The 17,081-nt window shown below is 57.3% G+C and carries 15 protein-coding genes and 1 tRNA gene; 7 read left to right on the top strand and 9 right to left on the bottom strand.

The window, feature by feature from the left end:
* Nucleotides 1–89: 89 nt before the first annotated feature.
* The 6 genes from DENOEST_RS12690 to kwaA form a co-directional block, all read right to left on the bottom strand.
* A complete protein-coding gene (locus DENOEST_RS12690) occupies nt 90–1,049 on the bottom strand; it encodes an HD domain-containing protein (RefSeq protein WP_170228322.1) in 960 nt (319 codons plus the stop codon).
* Nucleotides 1,036–2,313 (bottom strand): Arm DNA-binding domain-containing protein, encoded by a 1,278-nt coding sequence (locus tag DENOEST_RS12685; protein ID WP_197970612.1) that lies wholly within the window; start codon nt 2,311–2,313, stop codon nt 1,036–1,038. The genes DENOEST_RS12690 and DENOEST_RS12685 overlap by 14 nt, the downstream gene beginning before the upstream one ends.
* Nucleotides 2,294–2,536 (bottom strand): hypothetical protein, encoded by a 243-nt coding sequence (locus DENOEST_RS12680; RefSeq protein WP_145772388.1) that lies wholly within the window; start codon nt 2,534–2,536, stop codon nt 2,294–2,296. Before DENOEST_RS12680 ends, DENOEST_RS12685 begins: the two co-directional genes overlap by 20 nt.
* Before the next feature lie 566 nt (nt 2,537–3,102).
* The gene (locus DENOEST_RS12675) at nt 3,103–5,142 is read right to left on the bottom strand and encodes a DUF4238 domain-containing protein (protein ID WP_170228321.1); all 2,040 of its coding nucleotides are present in this window, start codon (nt 5,140–5,142) and stop codon (nt 3,103–3,105) included.
* Nucleotides 5,143–5,341: 199 nt separating this feature from the next.
* Nucleotides 5,342–6,286, bottom strand: a complete 945-nt coding sequence (gene kwaB, locus DENOEST_RS12670) for an anti-phage protein KwaB (RefSeq protein ID WP_145772386.1) — start codon at nt 6,284–6,286, stop codon at nt 5,342–5,344.
* On the bottom strand, nt 6,283–6,903 hold the full coding sequence (gene kwaA, locus DENOEST_RS12665) for an anti-phage protein KwaA (RefSeq protein ID WP_145772385.1): 621 nt from the start codon (nt 6,901–6,903) through the stop codon (nt 6,283–6,285). Before kwaA ends, kwaB begins: the two co-directional genes overlap by 4 nt.
* Nucleotides 6,904–7,156: 253 nt before the next feature.
* On the opposite strand from kwaA, the gene DENOEST_RS12660 reads away from it, so the two are divergent.
* The 3 genes from DENOEST_RS12660 (at nt 7,157) to DENOEST_RS12650 (ending at nt 12,455) form a co-directional block, all read left to right on the top strand.
* Nucleotides 7,157–8,104, top strand: a complete 948-nt coding sequence (locus tag DENOEST_RS12660; RefSeq protein ID WP_183148251.1) for an IS1595 family transposase — start codon at nt 7,157–7,159, stop codon at nt 8,102–8,104.
* A 241-nt stretch (nt 8,105–8,345) separates the two neighbouring features.
* Nucleotides 8,346–9,119, top strand: a complete 774-nt coding sequence (locus DENOEST_RS12655) for a hypothetical protein (protein ID WP_145771199.1) — start codon at nt 8,346–8,348, stop codon at nt 9,117–9,119.
* A gap of 9 nt (nt 9,120–9,128) precedes the next feature.
* Complete coding sequence (locus DENOEST_RS12650) at nt 9,129–12,455, top strand: DEAD/DEAH box helicase (RefSeq protein WP_145771198.1); 3,327 nt, start codon at nt 9,129–9,131, stop codon at nt 12,453–12,455.
* A 356-nt stretch (nt 12,456–12,811) separates the two neighbouring features.
* On the opposite strand, the gene DENOEST_RS12645 is transcribed toward DENOEST_RS12650, so the two are convergent.
* Nucleotides 12,812–12,888, bottom strand: a tRNA-Met gene (locus DENOEST_RS12645).
* Nucleotides 12,889–13,092: 204 nt separating this feature from the next.
* Here DENOEST_RS12645 and DENOEST_RS12640 point away from each other — a divergent pair.
* Together DENOEST_RS12640 and ppa are read left to right on the top strand one after the other, a co-directional pair.
* On the top strand, nt 13,093–13,332 hold the full coding sequence (locus DENOEST_RS12640) for a hypothetical protein (protein WP_145771197.1): 240 nt from the start codon (nt 13,093–13,095) through the stop codon (nt 13,330–13,332).
* Nucleotides 13,333–13,425: 93 nt separating this feature from the next.
* The gene (gene ppa / locus DENOEST_RS12635) at nt 13,426–13,974 is read left to right on the top strand and encodes an inorganic diphosphatase (protein ID WP_145771196.1); all 549 of its coding nucleotides are present in this window, start codon (nt 13,426–13,428) and stop codon (nt 13,972–13,974) included.
* A 16-nt stretch (nt 13,975–13,990) separates the two neighbouring features.
* On the opposite strand, the gene DENOEST_RS12630 is transcribed toward ppa, so the two are convergent.
* A complete protein-coding gene (locus DENOEST_RS12630; RefSeq protein WP_145771195.1) occupies nt 13,991–14,377 on the bottom strand; it encodes a hypothetical protein in 387 nt (128 codons plus the stop codon).
* A gap of 121 nt (nt 14,378–14,498) precedes the next feature.
* Here DENOEST_RS12630 and DENOEST_RS12625 point away from each other — a divergent pair, with 121 nt between their 5' ends.
* Nucleotides 14,499–16,121, top strand: a complete 1,623-nt coding sequence (locus DENOEST_RS12625; protein WP_145771194.1) for an NAD+ synthase — start codon at nt 14,499–14,501, stop codon at nt 16,119–16,121.
* Nucleotides 16,122–16,134: 13 nt separating this feature from the next.
* A complete protein-coding gene (locus DENOEST_RS12620) occupies nt 16,135–16,473 on the top strand; it encodes a P-II family nitrogen regulator (protein ID WP_145771193.1) in 339 nt (112 codons plus the stop codon).
* A 27-nt stretch (nt 16,474–16,500) separates the two neighbouring features.
* Here DENOEST_RS12620 and DENOEST_RS12615 read toward each other — a convergent pair whose 3' ends face one another.
* Nucleotides 16,501–17,076 (bottom strand): Smr/MutS family protein, encoded by a 576-nt coding sequence (locus DENOEST_RS12615; RefSeq protein WP_145771192.1) that lies wholly within the window; start codon nt 17,074–17,076, stop codon nt 16,501–16,503.
* Nucleotides 17,077–17,081 lie beyond the last annotated feature (5 nt).

Genomic DNA, 17,081 nt, shown 5'->3' with positions numbered 1-17,081 from the left:
AACAGGCTCTCATGGAAGCTCAAGAATGCAAGTAACTGTCGTGGCCGAAGGACGCCAAAACACTTGTTTGGCATTTTTAGGGGCGTGTGTTAAAAGGCGCTCGCCCGCCAGCGGGTTTCGCGGCCGATGCGTCCCCAGGATTGACCGGGAGACGACCGGGCAAAGGCCGCCTGGTCCTTGGCCTGTTCCGCGGAGAGGCGGTCTGCCAGACGGACAGCGTGGAGGAGGGCGCTCTGGGGCAATGGGCCATGCCGGCTGTGTCCGGCGGTCCAAACATGACGGAGCAGCAATCCACCCTCGGGCCACACCATGTCCAACCAGGACAATCCCGGGGCGCAGATTTCCAGGGTGAGATGGTCATGGCAGATCAGATTCCCCGCGGGAGTGCGGCGCAGGCTTCGGTCGAAGGTCCGGGTTTTACCAATGTCGTGGAACAGGGACGCGACCAGGGCGATCTCCCGCTGCGTGTCATCTGGATAGGGCAACCTCAGGGCAATTTCGGCGACTTCGACGCTGTGTTCCAGCAGACCGCCAAAATAGGCGTGGTGGTAGACCTGACTGGCGGGGACCACCAGAAGGTTCAGGGTGGTTTCATCCCGGGCCAGGACATGATCCACGAAGCCCCGCAAGGCAGGATTCTTAAGTCCCTGAACCAGGGAAACGAACCGGTCCAGAACCTCGGGCCGGGGACATAGGGGCCGGGGCAACAGGTCCAGCCCCTGGCTTGGTTCCATCTCGGGCAGTGGGTCCAGGCTACGCAGGTCGGCAACCTGTTTCTGGCCAAAGCGGCGAGTCAAGCATTCCACCTGGACTCGGGTATGGCGCGGCCAGGGGTAGGCGATTTCCAGTTGTTCCGGCCAGGCATAGGTGACCAGTATCCCTGTGCGATCCGCCAGGGTAACCTCCCAGAAGTTGGCGCCATCCGATCGTCTGCGCATCTGCATGCTGTGAATCCGATAGGTGCCCCGGATACGTTCATCGGGTTCCAGGTAGGCCAGATGGGAGTGGGCGACCTGAGGAACTGCGACGGCGGTGTTAGACCGTTCCATGGCGCACCTCCTGCGGACTGGCAATCTCCTGCCCGCCAAAGCTGCCAGCCAGGAGCCGCTCGAAGGCGGAGCCATCGCGGCGGGTCAGGTTGGGGACGTAGCGGGAGTAGACCTTGAACAGCATCTCAGTGGTCGCATGCCCCATTTGCCGAGCAATCCATTCGGGATTCTCGCCAGCAGCCAGCCAAAGGGTGGCTGCAGTGTGACGTGTCTGGTAGGGACGGCGGAGCTTGAAAGCCAAATGTCGCAACAAGGGATACCAAACTCGTTTGGTTACATTGTTGTGATCCAGGGGGCAGCCTTCCCGAGTGCAGAAAACATACTTCCGGGCCTTACCGGTTCGAGTCAGCTGACGTTGCAGGGCATCGAACACCAGTTGAGACATCTGGATGTCCCGGTTGGACTCCTGGGTTTTGGTGTCCTCTCCTTCTATGCCCTGAACGATGGTTTCCCGAACCAGAATCAGTCGACGTTCGAAATCGATGTACTGCCATTTCAGGCCATCCACCTCACCGGTTCGCATGCCGGTGAAAAAGCGCACGGTGTAATAGTCCCGGTAATCCTCTCGAACGGTGTCCAGAATTTGGCGCACCTCGTTCAGCGTGAAGGGCTCCACATCGCTCTTGGGAATACGAAGGGGTTTAATGTTGTAGTAAGGGCTGGTAAATTTGTAGCGGTCGGAGGCTTCATTCAGAATCAGCGAGGTCACATTCATGATCGCGTTGATTCGGCGGGGGGAGAGGGTTTCGTTTTTCCGGCCAGGTACTTTGGCGAGTTCAGACCGGAATTTGAGCAGTTCTTCCCGTGAGAGGCTTCCGACATCCCGCTCACCGAAAGCCGGTAGCAGGTGTTTCTTGACGATGTCCGCTACTGTGCGCTGGTAGGAACGACGCCAGGCAACCTTGTTCTCAAGTTGCCAGTCCTCGGCGAAGGCCGAGAAGTTAGGGCGATCCGGCATTACCGGGGCAGTGACAGCTGCCTGCACTGTTGGCGCTGCCAGTGTTGTCATCGGCAGCAACTGGGGGGCAATGGTGGGCTTGAACCGGATTAGCATCCGACTGTTTGGGAAGTAGCGGGCGTAGTCGAAGATGCCGGATTGCAAGTCCTGTTCGATCCGCTCGAGAACCTTTTCCAGCTTCTTTCGATTGGCCACGGTGTCGGGGAGGGATGTTTGTTCCCGGCAACGTTGGCCTCGGAAAAAGAAATCCAGATAAAGCGTTCCAGTCTCTTTACGTACTCGAACTTTAGCCATGGCACACCCCACCGTTCGCCATGGGAATGCCCACAGTCCCCCCTTGTGACGACGCCAAGCCCATATCGGCTTCGATTCGCTCCCAAAGGTAGAGAATCTTGCGGCCACCAAAAGGACGAATGTAGTGAGTGCCTTCTAGAAGGACACTATCCTTCAGGCGCTCACGAATAGTGCGCTGGTCGTACTTGATACGTCCAGAAAGCTCCTCTGTCGTTAAATAAGTAGTTGAATTCATTTAAATACTCCTTGGTTAAACTATAAACGTCTATTGGCTAGACAAATACAGACTAACAGAGGAGTCTAAAAATGCAACACCATAATTTACAGTTTTTTTGTGGGTCAGCTAGACGGGTAGATATACTGCCGCCAACAACTTAACAGAGGGGGCTGCCACTATGGAACGACTGCAGGTTAACGTGAGACTGACGCCAGAACTGATCAGTGCAATTGATCAGAAACGCATTGCATTGCAGCCCTCCCTTGGACGAATACCTTCTAGATCAGAAGTAATTCGTGAAATTCTGGAAAGCACTCTCATTCAGAGTGGTCAGGGAGCCCAATGCGGTGATAGCACCAATCTATGATCGAATTTGCGGTGCTTCACGAAGATGATTTCAGGCATCTGGAACCTGCCAGAGGGCCTATTCGGACTACTCGACCGGAGCTGATTATGTCCGGAATAGACAAGTCAGCTGTCGTCGGCCAGGAGTTCGTCAGCAATATTCGCTTGGCTCTATTGTCTATACCGGAACCGACCCAGACGCGCCATTTGGGCATTTCCAAAGCTCGCGTCGACCGGGCTCAAGCCAAAAGGATCTTCTCGAGAACGGGCATGCGCGCATCGTCGATAACGTCAATCCAGAGACCCGAATCAGTTTTCGACACGATGACGCCGACGGTCCACAAGAGGCGCTCGATGTGGCCGATGAGCGGTTCGAGGTCCGATGGAGATGCCCAACGCTCCCGTGTTGCATAATGCCTCCCCAAGTCCTTCGCGAAGAGAAGGTACCACTCCCACAGGCCAGCTTTCGAGAGCGCATCGCCTGCATCGGAATCGTGCGGCAGCGCAAGATCCTTCGCATTCAGGAAGCCGGACACCGTAGCGACCGAGACCAGCAGCGTGTCGATCGGTCCAATGGCGTCTGCAAGTACCTGATCCACGTTGCGGTGCATGAACGCTTGCTGACGCGCCTGGCGCAGCGCAGTGAAACAGTGGCGGAGGTTGGCTGCCAGCTCATCTAGTCGATTGCCCCCAGGAAATGGTTCCGATTCATGGCGTGCCGAAGCTAGGCCACCAAAGTAATGCGAACCTACCCGGAGTGCCGTTATTGAAGCAATCCGCTCCCAGAGTGAAAGCTCTAGCCGCGGGCCGAGCATTTCCGGGACGCGACACGCCCAACAGTCGAGGTAATAAACCCGGCCAAGATGCATCTTGACAACTCTCGAGGCCGCCAACTGCCCTGCTTGATCGGCCGTTTTCAGCAGCGCTTGGGCCAGATTGCGCGGAACGATCACGCGGTACTTCCAATCACCACCGCTGTTCGCCGCCTCAACTGTGCCAAGCGCTGCGGCGCTCAGTTCGGCGGGCGTTGGTGTGCGTTTCCAAACAGCTTCCAGCGCGCTCGTCATGTTGCTGGCAACAGTGATTGACTCCACTCTGTCCGCCCAAACAGGTTCGATCACTTCGCCTACGATCCTTGATAGAACCTGTTTCATAGCCTCGCCGGTTTTTCCGATGGGCGTACGAATCTGCACCTTGGCCATTTGATCTGTGGTGCAAGTGGTGGAAAGTGGGGCTGCTTCTTCTGTTTCGAATAGGTCTTTCTTAAGCTCTGCGGTGTAACCTCCAATCAATTCCGCCAGCCTAAAGTTGCCTTCGTCATGTAATGAGCTGATGAAGAACTCGAGCGAGCACCGCGCAAAGTCCATGTTCACATAGGCTGGGTCGATCCGTACCGGAATCCTACCTCCGACGAGGAGCTGGTTCGGGGACAGCGGCATGACGACTGTCGCCGCCTCCTCGATAGATAGCATGGAGAACGGCTGATAGTCCTTCGAGCTGGAGCTTGCAATTACCACGCAGTCAGGAAGGATGAAGGGGCATTGCCCATCGTCCGCAGGGATGACCTCCCACTCGAAGGTGCGCAGCACTTTGACCCGCCCCGGTGGCACGAGCGATTCCGACAACACTCTTGCATGCCCCGTGGCGATTGAGCCCGGTACGATATTGTCCAAAATTGCGAGCGCCGTTCGCAATGAACTCTGAGACTGAAGGAACAGGTCGTCGAATCGCTCGCGCACGCGGAACATTACCATGCGCTCGATTGCGATCCGGTCCTTCTGTGGCCAGGCGTCAAGCCCAAGTTCCGATAGGTTTTCACGCACCCGCTCGGCCAGTTGCGAATCGCATGTTGCCGTATCCACACCAACAAAGTGGCGGATCGCATCGCGATCGTCAATGAGTGCCTTCATGTGCTCCACGGCGTCGTCGGCTACTGTCTGCATCGAGCCGCGAACATGGGCGGTCCGAAAGGCGAGGTGGGCGACCGTTATGGCAGCAAGCTCGGAGTCCACTGAGCCGCGCTTCGTAACGCGAAGCTCCCTCAGCATAGCCGTCAGATGCTCGTTTTCGAAATCCGTGATCTTGTCATCGAGGGCGCCCTCACCGTCAACGAGATGGTTAGAGTAGAAGTCCCTCTCGGCCGCGGATCCCTCGGTCGAAGTCACGTAAGGCTTCTTGCCTTTGCGGAAGACAAGCACTTGTGACTTGGTGCCAGTGCGCGACGCCTCGAATGCGCGTTGGACGGATTGGGGAATGTAGTGCTGTTTGCGACCGGCCAAAGCTTCCTCCACTCGTTATGCGGACATTTCAGCGAGAGGCTGGTGCATCTCTGGCTCGATGAACCTAATGGCAACTGCCCTAAGTCCTACGCGTACGATTCGGCCTTTGCGGCCGTCCAGCCATCTTGTGCCATCGGGCAGATTTGTATCGCCAAACAGACGGTCGGGCTTGCCAATGAAAGCCGGGGGGGTATTCACATCACTCCGCCGCCTGTGGCGGTCCGATCTCATTCTTGGCTAGTGTTTCGTAATCGACGTGTGTCAGTTCTGAGGTTAGGAAATCGTCATTCAGCAGCTTGTACAATTTTTTGATGCTCCCTTTCGACGACAACATCAGCTTGCCATCGACCACTTTGATGCCGATCTGGTGCTGTTTGGCCAGCACGAACGCGATGATCGCGTCGACCGGCATGTTCAGCACTCGGCTTTTACCCGCCCGAATGATGTCTTTGCGCGATGCCAAGTTAGCCGCGAGATACCCCTTCGCGTCGTCAACCAGATCGAGCGCCATGATCCTGTTTGTGACCTGCTGCATGGCGTTCTTTGCGATCTGCTCGAATGCAAATGACTTCTCGAACTTTTTGAAGTCGTTGATATAGAACTCGCCGTCCAGTAACACGACCTCGAAGCCGCCGGTCACTTTTAGAATGTCGCGATCGACGACTGCAAAACGGGTGTTGCCCCTAACGATCAGCAGAATTTGGTCTCGCTTCACGAGGGAAATCGGGTAGAACTTCTTGAAGAACAGTACTGACCCTTGTGCCGACGAAATCTTGATCGCCAGACTAGTCACTGTGGACAGCGCGTGTTTGTCAAACGCGAACATCCCAGGATCGGCGTCGGTCACGAGCGCGCTTAGCGTGGTGAATTCCGCTGGCTGCTCCGGCAGATCGTACATAAACAGTGTATCCGTCCGATGATCCAGATCGGTCAGGGGCAGCGTTGCCAAGTCCTCGCTCCCCAGGAATTGATCCACACTCTGAACGAACTGCTGGCATACCGCATCCGTTGCCCCGTCGTCGAAATCCGCGAGCCAGTACGTGCGTGCGTCGCTTTCGCCCATTCCCAGGTACAGCTTCAAATTAATTCCGTCCGCGTGCAGGATCGCGGTTAGACCAGCCCGCATTTCGTCGATCGTTTTCATGGTTTGATGGTTATCGCCTTACGCGCAAAGAAGATGCTTTTGTCGAGCCGGAGTACGTTGACACTCGTTCCTGTGTCGATTTCCTCGCGCGCGATTAGTACGGCGCTACCGGGCGGCACTCCTGACCCACTCTGCTCAAATTTGACAGTGTAGATCTTGAACCCGAGCAACGAGAGCGTCGGATTGGCGTAGAAGAGATTAGTCCGCACGTAGATCGCCCCAATCAGCGTCAGCGTGATGACGAGACTGACGATCTGGCGCGGCGTGTCGAGATTGAAGCTCAACAGCGGAATTACATATGTCGCGAGAAAAACAAGGTGATCCGCGTTCTTGTCGTCTACTTCGGCGACTTTGAATGGGCCGTCCTTCGCCCCCCGTATGATGTGCGCAAATACCGCATAGAAGACAAGCGATACGACCAGCACCGCCGTGCACAATAACGGCAGCAAGTTCTTCGCGGCTATCGTGCCCAATTCCGCCCAAGAGACAAACTTGCAGGCAAAACACAGGTCGATATCGACCTTGTTTACGAAGATCAGGACCAGCAACAGCCACAACGATAAGAGATACATACCGACTTTAATCAGTCGTCTCATCCGGATCGGGCTTGCGTCCATATTGTTTTCCCCCAGCCGCGCATATTATGACAACATACCAATTTTTGCATATTCACCCTTTTCGCATGCCGTCCCCGCCCGCTGTGTGCGCGGGCCGGGCTCTACGCGCCAGGCGCGACGCAAGGCCAAAGCTCAGCTGTGGCGGGGCACAAGAAGAGATTATTGATTCTGATTACCGACAAGTCTCAGCCGGCTCACGCAGTGAGCTAGTAAGGGTTTGAAAATGGGGCAGACATTGAGACGGAGGTCTGCCATGAAAAATCGGGTGCAATTTCAACAAGGGCTGTCGATGGCCGAGTTTATGGAACTGTACGGAACGGAGGCGAAATGCGAGACGGCGCTGGTCGAACAGCGTTGGCCCTCGGGATTCGTCTGTCCGTGCTGCCGGGACACCCGGCACTCCCGTTTTGAGAGAGGTGGAAAAAGGCTGTGGCAATGCCATCGCTGCCGCCACCAAGTGAGCGTCACCGCCGGAACGATCTTCGAGAACACCAAGCTGCCCTTGACCAAATGGTTCCTGGCCATGTTCTTCATGACCCAGTCCAAGAACAACATCTCGGCGCTGTCGTTGAAGCGCCACCTCGGCGTCAGCTACGACACTGCTTGGCTGCTCAAGCACAAGCTGATGGCGGTGATGGGCGATGCCGAGGCCGGTCGGGCGCTGGATGTTCGTGTCGAGATCGACGACGCTTATCTTGGCGGTGCCCGTGCCGGCAAGGTGGGCCGGGGTTCCGAGAATAAGGTACCGTTCGTGGCGGCGGTGGAAACGACCGCCGATGGTCGGCCTCTTTTCGTCCGTTTCGACCCCATGCCTTTCACTCACGAGCGGATCGACGCCTGGGCCAGCAAGACGCTGGCGCCGACCACCCACGCGTTGTCGGATGGCTTGCCGAGTTTCTCGGTACTGGCGAATTCGGTCGAGACACACGAGGCCATCGTGGTCGGCTCCGGCAAGCAGGCGGCCCAGCATCCAAAGTTCCGCTGGGTGAATACCTTGATCTCGAATTTCAAGACCGCTCTGTCGGGAACCTATCATGCCTTCCGCTTCGCCAAATACGCCAAGCGCTATTTCGCCGAATACGCCTACCGCTTCAACCGCCGATTCGATCTCCGAACCATCGTCGTGAGCCTCATCAGTGATTGCGCCAGGATGCTGCCGCACAATGAAAGCGCGATTAGGTTGGCTGAGACTCATCGGTAATCAGATTATTGATAGTTGTCGCCTGCCTTCCGCGTCATTGTTGCCTTGTGTCGTTTTGATATTTCAGGCCGCTTCGGCCAATGTCCCGTCGTCGGCCAGAACGGCCATACGGAGATTAGTAACAATCAGTCAGGAAACTAGTTAAGAACAGCTACCTCGCGTCCAATTATGGGCCTAATGCAGTAACAGGATTACACTGGCATCCTTAAATATGCGGGTGTCAGGTTTCGCGGAGCCGAGTATGCCGATAAATCTTACGGCGTTTAACGTTCAGAAGGAATGGAAGGGTTGCACGTGGTGCGTGCCCTCAGTTGATGAGCTTGCAAACGCCATCGCAATCATCGCGGTGGGCCAAGCTCTGCACGTCGCCAAAATCTTGCACGTCGCTGGCTTAGCACCGAAGCCCACCACCAAGGGCGCGGTCAAGGGTGCCATCAAGCTCCTCTCCTCATCCGGAAATATTGCGCACCGTGATGGCTGGATGTTCCAGGTCATGTCTTGGCTTGCTGCCCAGTTGCGTACCCCAGGTGCGCTAATGAACATGCCTCACATGATTCACGCCCACAAGGGTTTGGATGGGCTACAGGTGTCCATCGACGGAACCGAGAAGGTCACTGCCGTCGTGCTTTTCGAGGACAAAGCGACGGAGAACCCTCGGTCAATGGTGCGCGACAAGGTGTGGCCGGAGTTCAGGGAATTCGAGATGGGAGAGAACGAACACCTTGTCACGGCCGAGGTAACTCTGCTCATAAAGGGTGCCGGCCATTCTGACCCGCAGCAGGCGGTTGCAGACATCATGTGGAAGCAGGTCCGTCGCTACCGTTTGAGTATTACGGACGAGCAGAGTACTGATCAGTCTCAGGCCAAGCTGTTCAAGGGGTACGAGAAGAGTGTGCCTGGCGGGGTGGAGCGCCGACGCGCCGAAGTCTTTGAAGTGATAGACCTTCGCAAGTGGATGGACGACTTAGCGAAAGTGGCCATCAAGAAGGCCGAGGAAATGGCAACTACCGACTGAGGACGACGAGTGTTTGATGATCCCACCTCGGAGCTCATACGCTCTGCTCCAGAACTGTCTGGCCTTGACCCCGACTCACTGCCCAAGGCCCTGACTAAAGCCTACGTCGAAATTGTTTCCGTGCGGCTGCGTCTCCGGAAAATGGCGGACGGAACATCCAACGCCGCTGATTTGTTGAAGACTCTACGGCCTGAACTGGACCGACTCAGGAAGATTGCGTTCACCCAGGAGGCCATCGCTTCAGTAAACCCTGAAGGCCCTCAGCGTCGCGGCGCGGCCTTCCTTGCGGCAACAGTGCACTATGTGACCTTGCAAGCGCAACGGCTTGTGAGTTTGCCTGATCAGGATAACGCTGGCCCGCTCACGGTCGGAGGGATTGCGCCGGAGGTCTCTGCGACGCTCCTATTTCTTGCCGCAGGAGCTAGCCCCGACGCTGCTGAGATGTCGCGCCAGATTCAGGTTCCTGATGGATTGCAAATGGTGGAGCGCAGGCTCTTGCAGGACATCAAGCGGCTGGCGACCGGTGACCTGGACGCGCTGCTCGTTGACTCGACTGTGCCGGAAGTACCGTCGCTGGAAGGCGACTTAACGATGGCTGAAGTCGGAGCGAGCGCGCTGTATCTGATGGTGCAGCGTTGCATTCGTAGTATCGCTACTGAGGTGCTCGGACGTCCGGGCTATGAGCCATCACTACCCGAATTGGAACGAGTCGAAGCCATGTGTACGCAGCCGGTCGTGCAATTTCTGGATCGACTTGGCAACAGCGCCTTCCCTGGGCCTCGCCACTTGGCGTCTCTGTTAAAGGCAGTGGGCCGCGAACTGCCGGCCGACAGTCTCGCCCGCCTAAAGGCACCGCCTGGTGCCGACGCATTGCTTTGGAATTCGGGCCTTGCGCATATTGCAAAGACTCGACCGTATCTTTGGGAAAATCACCGGGATGCCGTGGCTCAGGGCTACCTGCCCCCTGGGGTTTCGGCTGCCATCAGTTTCCCCACCGGTGCGGGGAAGTCAACATTGTCCGAGCTCAAGATTCTTTCGAACCTGTGCCAAGGGAAGGACACCATCTTTCTGGCACCTACGCTGGCTCTAGTCGACCAAACTGCGCGCGCGCTTCAGAAGACCTTCCCTGAAGCTCATCTGAGCCGTGAACGGGCAAACGACAACCCATTCGACTTTAACTTGGATACTCGACTGCCGCCAATGTCAGTAATGACGCCAGAGCGATGCTTGGCGTTGATGGGTTTTCAGCCAGAGATATTCAAGGACGTGGGTCTGCTCGTGTTCGACGAGTGCCATCTTCTGCACGCGGGCGTGAACGATCGCAGCCAGCGCGCAGTTGATGCGATGCTCTGCATTCTGAACCTCTCCATGCATGTGCCTGATGCAGACTACTTGTTGCTCTCGGCGATGATGAGCAACACCGAGGAAGTCGCGGCTTGGTTGGCTGAGCTTACTGGTCGCAAGTGCTTACCACTAAACATGGCGTGGAAGCCGACGCGGCAGGTGCGTGGTTCCGTGGTCTTTCCGAGCGACCAAATCGCCGATCTACGCAACAAGCTGGTGGCGAAGCGCCAAGAGTTGTTAGCTTCGGGCAAGCGGAATCCCGGGCCGCCGACGGCACTGAAGCGTGAACTCAAGGCGCGCCCGATGGGGTTTCTGGGGCTGAAGTTCCGCTGGGACTCGATGCACCGAGATGACTACGCGCTGCTCCCGCTCTCCGACAACGAGATGCTTCTCTCAGTGAATCCAACAACGTGGAATCTCACTCCGAATGCGAACAGCGTAGCCGCTGAGCTTGCATCCCTCGCGTCCCGCAATGAGGGAATCAAGACGCTCATCTTTGCTCAGACCCGCCCGAACGCTATCAGCGCTCAAGAGAGTGCGGGTAAGCATCTTGGGGAAGCAAATATCGCCTTCACGGAAGAGGAGCAGCATCTGTACGACCTGACGCTCGATGAACTAGGTGACGAGTCTGCGCTATACATTGACGCTGCGGATGGAAAGTCGGCGCGGTGGCCGAGCCTTTGCCATCACGGACTGCTCCTGCCGACCGAGAGGCAACTGCACGAGTCGCTCTTCAAGCGTCCAGATGGGGTGTCCGTACTGGTTGCCACTTCGACGCTGGCACAGGGAATGAACCTGCCAAGCCATGTGGTCATCATCGCGGGCGACAGCAAGTTCGATGAGGAAAACAAGCAGCTCGCGCAGTTGAAGGCGCACGACCTACTTAACGCCGCCGGCCGCGCTGGACGGGCTGGGCAGAGTTCGTACGGTCTGGTGCTGGTCATTCCCAGTAAGGTCGTGGACTTCAACGACTCCAAAAATCGGATTGCCAGTCACTGGAAGGACCTTCAAGGCATCTTCTCGCAGAGCGACCAGTGCTTGGCTATAGAAGACCCACTTGAGGCCATCTTGGACCGCATCCAAGAGCTTGGCGAGCATGCTGGAGGCGATGCAGCTTACCTCCTGCGCCGGCTTCCCATATCGACACAGGCCACGGACGTCGATGGGCCGGCCAAGATGCTACTGAAGAAGTCATTCGCGGCCTTCAAGCTAAGGAGGCAAGCGCAGGAAGAGCAATTGAACGACCGTATCAACCATGCACTGCAAGCGCGTGGGAAGCTTCAAGAGCTGGAAGAGGAACCCGATTGGGCCGACAAGATGGCTGCCAATTACGGGGCGCCGTCGGACGTACTGCGCGAACTGAAGACTCGCCTCCAGACATTGCCTCCTTCCGGGCGAACAACGCTGGACTGGTTCACGTGGACTGCGACGTGGCTGACCGAGCGGCCCGTCCTTATCTCGCAGATGATCAGGCGCGAGAGCTTGGATGGTTTTATGGGTGAGTCCTTCAAGTTGCTTGAGAGCGACAAGGAAAGAGGCAAGTTCGCCGTCAATTTCGTGCTTGCAGCGCTGAAGGCTTGGGTCAGCGGTCAACCGCTGGCGGAGATTCAGAAACTAAAGCCCACGGTCCGAAAGGCGAAGCACTTCGAGCAAGCTCGCCGCTTCGTCCTGCGGGTTCTCCCGGAGATTGCTTATGTCTTCTCCCTCCCCGATCTTGTACGCCGACACCTTGCGGCGGAAGACCTCACGTTGGCCATGGATGAGCTTGCCTCGGTCGAACTTGAGAAGCTTGGAAGCTGCGTCCGCGAGGGCTACGATACCGTTGAGAAGCTCGCGCTGGCGAAGGTTCGCGGCAGGAACGCCTCGCGTGTTCGCGTTCATCGTCAGTGGGAAGAGATGGAGTGGTGGATTGATCCCAGACGGAGCGACGAGACTTGGCAAGAATTGTTTGGCCGGGTCAAGTCAGATACCCAGAGCTACGATAATGCTTGAGCTTGAGGCGACATACAGGCACAGAGTTCGTCGGGCAACAGCCCTGATATGTGCCGCTGAGAGAATGTCAGAAATCCGTGACGAACCGGCCATTCTCACGAATCAACTCCATTGACAGCATTGGCCGACAACTTGTCGGTGGCCAGTCGTTAGGAGCGTCAACTGTAGTCCGTAACCTGTCTTTTTTGTCAAAGTGTGACATTATAAATTTGACCGAAGGTCAAATTTTCATAGCCACTGTCCGCAAAGTGGCACAGAACTGTCACAGAACCTGTCACAGAGGTGTCACATTATTTTTGGCGACAGAAATGAAAAAAGCCAATCACCGCTAAGTGACTGGCTTTAAACAAATTATTTGGTTGCGGGGGTAGGATTTGAACCTACGACCTTCGGGTTATGAGCCCGACGAGCTGCCAGACTGCTCCACCCCGCGTCTGAAGCTGCGCATTATAGACACAAATCAGAAGTACAGGTTGGGAATTTTCTGTAGGGTGCCCAGTGTCGGTTGGCAGTTGAGCAAGTCGGACTTCTCGAAGCCTCAATCCCTTGGCATCGCTCTACGGAAATCCGTTTTCGCTTGAAAGGTAATCTCTTGCAAGCGTATGATCAGAGGGAGGTTTTCGGTCAGGAGGATATCATGGAGATCGGTTCCGTTAATTCGGTCGGTGGTGCCGATAATGCGCAGGCAGTGCAACTGACTCGCCCGCAGCGCTCGCAGTCGGATGCTGCGGAAGGTTCGAACGAGGCCGACAAGGCTAGCAAGGCACAGCGCCACCAGGAGCAGCGGGCTCAACAGGAACAGCAGGTCCAGCAAGCCCAGCCGGTGGTGAATACCCAGGGGCAGGTCACCGGGCGAGTTGTCAATACATTTGCCTGAGGGTGTTCTGTCTCCTGTGATCGGCCACTCTTTGTAAGCAGATGGAAATGTGGCTGACCTATAATTCCGCCCTTTTCTTCAGGAGAAGGCCAAGTGGGTCTTGACCGTGTGTCCCCTGGCAAGGACTTGCCGAACGATTTCAACGTCGTCATCGAAATTTCGATGCACGCTGATCCCATCAAATACGAAGTGGATAAGGAGTCTGGGGCGATTTTCGTCGATCGCTTCATGTCCACGGCCATGCACTATCCCTGCAACTACGGTTACATTCCCCACACCATCGCCGGTGACGGCGACCCGGTGGATGTGCTGGTGCTGTCCCAGTTTGCTTTGCCTCCCGGTGTGGTGGTGCGCTGCCGTCCAGTGGGTATGCTGAAAATGGTTGATGAGGCCGGTGACGACGCGAAGCTGCTGGCGGTGCCGGTGGATAAACTGACCACCATGTATCGGGACGTCACAGATCCTCGGGATCTACCCCAGATAGTGTTGGACCAGATTTCCCATTTCTTCGCCCACTATAAGGACTTGGAACCCGGTAAGTTCGTCAAGGTGAGTGGCTGGGTTGGTGCCGAGGATGCCAAGAAGGAAATCCTGGCGGGAGTCGCCTGTTACGAGGCCGCTGGGGAAAAGCCGGCTTTCTGAGCTGAATCTGGTCTTGTCATTGTTCCAGTTGCTGGGCAAGCATGAACTGTCTTTGCGCCCAGGTGCGTAGATGACCCATATGTCCGGTCAGGTTGGTCCAGTCATCGATCATTGTTACCTGGAGCTTGCCCCGCCTCTGTTCATCGGCTTTGCTCCAAGCAGCAATTTGGTCGGTGATCAGGGTCTTGGCGCGCTGTTCGGCGATCAATATCAGGCGTCGCCGAGCATCCAGGGCTTCGCTGACTTCCATCAGGGTGGCCGGAATTGGCATGTTGGTCAGTCTACAGACCTCGCGCAAGGTATCGGCCCGCTCGATCATGCCTTCCTGATTGCCACAGCGGTTGGCATATCGGCGGGCTTCAAAACGCAGCAATGCCCGTTCGGCGGGATCTTTAAATGCCATGGATATGAATGGAAGCGCGGGGGAGTGGACACAATGCTAACGGAAGCTTGATCCAGATGCCACGTGTTACTGCCTCAGCCAGTCCGGGAAGCCGATTCTCACACTTTTAACAACCCATTCTATGCCCAAGCTGAAAATCGCCATTGCACAGATCAACTGCGTTGTGGGGGACCTTGCCGGTAATGTTGGTCGCATTCTGGCTAGCGCCGAGCGGGCTCGATCCCTGGGCGCCGATTTGCTTTTGACTCCTGAGCTGGCCCTCTGTGGTTATCCACCGGAGGATCTGCTACTGCGGCCTGATTTCTACCGGGCCTGCGAAACACACTTGGCCGAGCTGGCCGCCGCTGCGCCGCTGCCACTACTGGTGGGGCACCCGGCGGAGGTGGGTGGGCGTCGTTACAACTGTGCTTCCCTGCTGCGCTTGGGACGCGTGGATGTTACCTACCGCAAGGGCCGCCTGCCCAATTACGAGGTCTTCGACGAGGAACGCTACTTCGATGCTGGCGATACTCCCTGTGTGGTGGAAATCGGCGGCGTGCCTTGTGGCATAAACATCTGCGCCGACATCTGGGAGCCTGGTGCAGCCGAGAGCGCCCGAGCTGCCGGCGCTCGTCTGCTGCTGGCCTTGAATGCCTCGCCCTTTCACATGGGCAAGCAGGCCGAGCGCTATCAGGTGCTGCGCAACCGCGTCGTCGCCACCGGCATTCCGGCCATTTACGCCAATCTGGTGGGCGGTCAGGACGAACTGGTATTCGATGGCGCTTCCTTTGTTTTGGATGCCGATGGACATCTAACCCATCAATTACCGGCCTTTGCCGAGGCCCTGGAAATCGTCGAATACCAGGATGGCTGTATTCAGCCGGGTCCGGTGGTTCAGGCACTGGTCCCAGAAGCCGAGGTCTATCAGGCTCTGGTGCTGGGAGTTCGGGATTATCTGGGCAAGAACGGCTTTCCCGGCGCCATTCTGGGTCTCTCCGGCGGTGTCGATTCGGCTTTAACCCTGTGCATCGCGGTGGATGCTCTGGGTGCCGATCGGGTGCGAGCGGTGATGATGCCTTCCCCCTACACGGCCCAGATGAGCCTGGACGATTCCCGCGCCCTGGTGCAGGCCCTGGGGGTGCGCTACGACGAGGTGTCGATCGAAGGTGCCATGGATACCTATGCCAGCATGTTGGCCCCGCTGTTTGCGGACCTGTCGCCCACGGCCTGGGCCGACACCACGCCGGAGAACATCCAGGCCCGGATTCGCGGCATGGTGCTGATGGCCCTGTCCAACCGGACGGGCTCCATCGTGCTCACCACCGGCAACAAAAGCGAAATGGCGGTGGGCTATGCCACCCTCTACGGCGATATGGCCGGCGGCTTCGCGGTGATCAAGGATGTGTTCAAGACCTTCGTCTATCGTCTCTGCCACTATCGCAACAGCCTTACGCCGGTGATTCCCGAGAACATCATTACCCGGCCGCCTTCTGCGGAACTGCGTCCCGACCAGACCGATCAGGATTCATTGCCGCCCTACGAGGTACTGGATGCCGTCATCCGGGCCTACATGGAGCAGGATATTCCTCCCCGGGAGATCATTGCCCAGGGATACGGCGCCGACGATGTTCGCCGTGTCGTGGGGCTGCTGAAACGCAATGAATACAAGCGCCGCCAGTCCCCGGTAGGCATCCGCATCACCCGGCGCGGCTTCGGCAAGGACTGGCGTTATCCGATAACATCCCGTTACCAGGACGAATACTGAATAGGCATCCACCATGAAGAAAATCGAAGCAGTCATCAAGCCCTTCAAGCTGGACGAAGTCCGCGAAGCCCTCTCGGACGTGGGCGTTACCGGCCTGACCGTCTCCGAGGTCAAGGGCTTCGGTCGCCAGAAAGGCCATACCGAGCTCTATCGGGGGGCCGAGTATGTGGTGGATTTCCTGCCCAAGATCAAGCTGGAGATCGTCGTTGCCGACCAGGACGTGGAGCAGGCCATCGATGCCATCATCAAGGCGGCCCGCACCGGCAAGATCGGCGACGGCAAGATTTTTGTCTTTCCAGTGGAACAGGTGGTGCGGATTCGTACTGGGGAAACCGACGAATCCGCGGTCTGATCGCAGTCTGTTCGGCGGAGGCCTTGTTCAGGTCGCCGCCAGTAGTACGACTACCGCGCCGGCACCGCCTTCCGCAGCCCGGGCCTGGCAAAAGGCCAGCACTTCCCTGCGCTGAGCCAGCCATCCCAGGGTCAGGTTTTTCAGTACAGGTTCTCGCCCCGGTGAACCCAGTCCCTTGCCATGCACGATGCGCACGCAGCGTAGCCCCCGTTTCATGCATGCCATGAGGAATTCGGAAAATAGTTGCCGAGCCTCGTGCCGGTTGCAGCCATGGAGGTCCAGATGATCCTGGACTACCCAGCGTCCCCGTCGCAGGTCCCGCAACACACTGGGGGCCAGGCCGGACCTGATCCAGGCAGCCTCGTCGCCGCCTTCCAGATAAAGGTCCAGCAGGGGAGGGCCATGAAGGGTTTCCCACAGAGCAGCCGCTTCGTCCTGTTGCCGTTGGCGGGGAATGGCGGGGGGCGGCGGCGGTTCGTGGTGGATCCGATCATGTACCAGGGGAATGGCGTCGGCCACGGCCTCGCGGAACAGGGTGGCCTCTTCCTCGGGAAGGGAAGCTTCCCTCGTCTTTGCCCGGGAGGGGCGAGAACGACGCTTCATTCCCG

It is taken from the genome of Denitratisoma oestradiolicum (assembly GCF_902813185.1).
Taxonomy (GTDB): domain Bacteria; phylum Pseudomonadota; class Gammaproteobacteria; order Burkholderiales; family Rhodocyclaceae; genus Denitratisoma; species Denitratisoma oestradiolicum.
The sequence above is the reverse complement of the archived record's forward strand: the minus strand, read 5'-3'. Positions and strand labels throughout refer to the sequence as shown.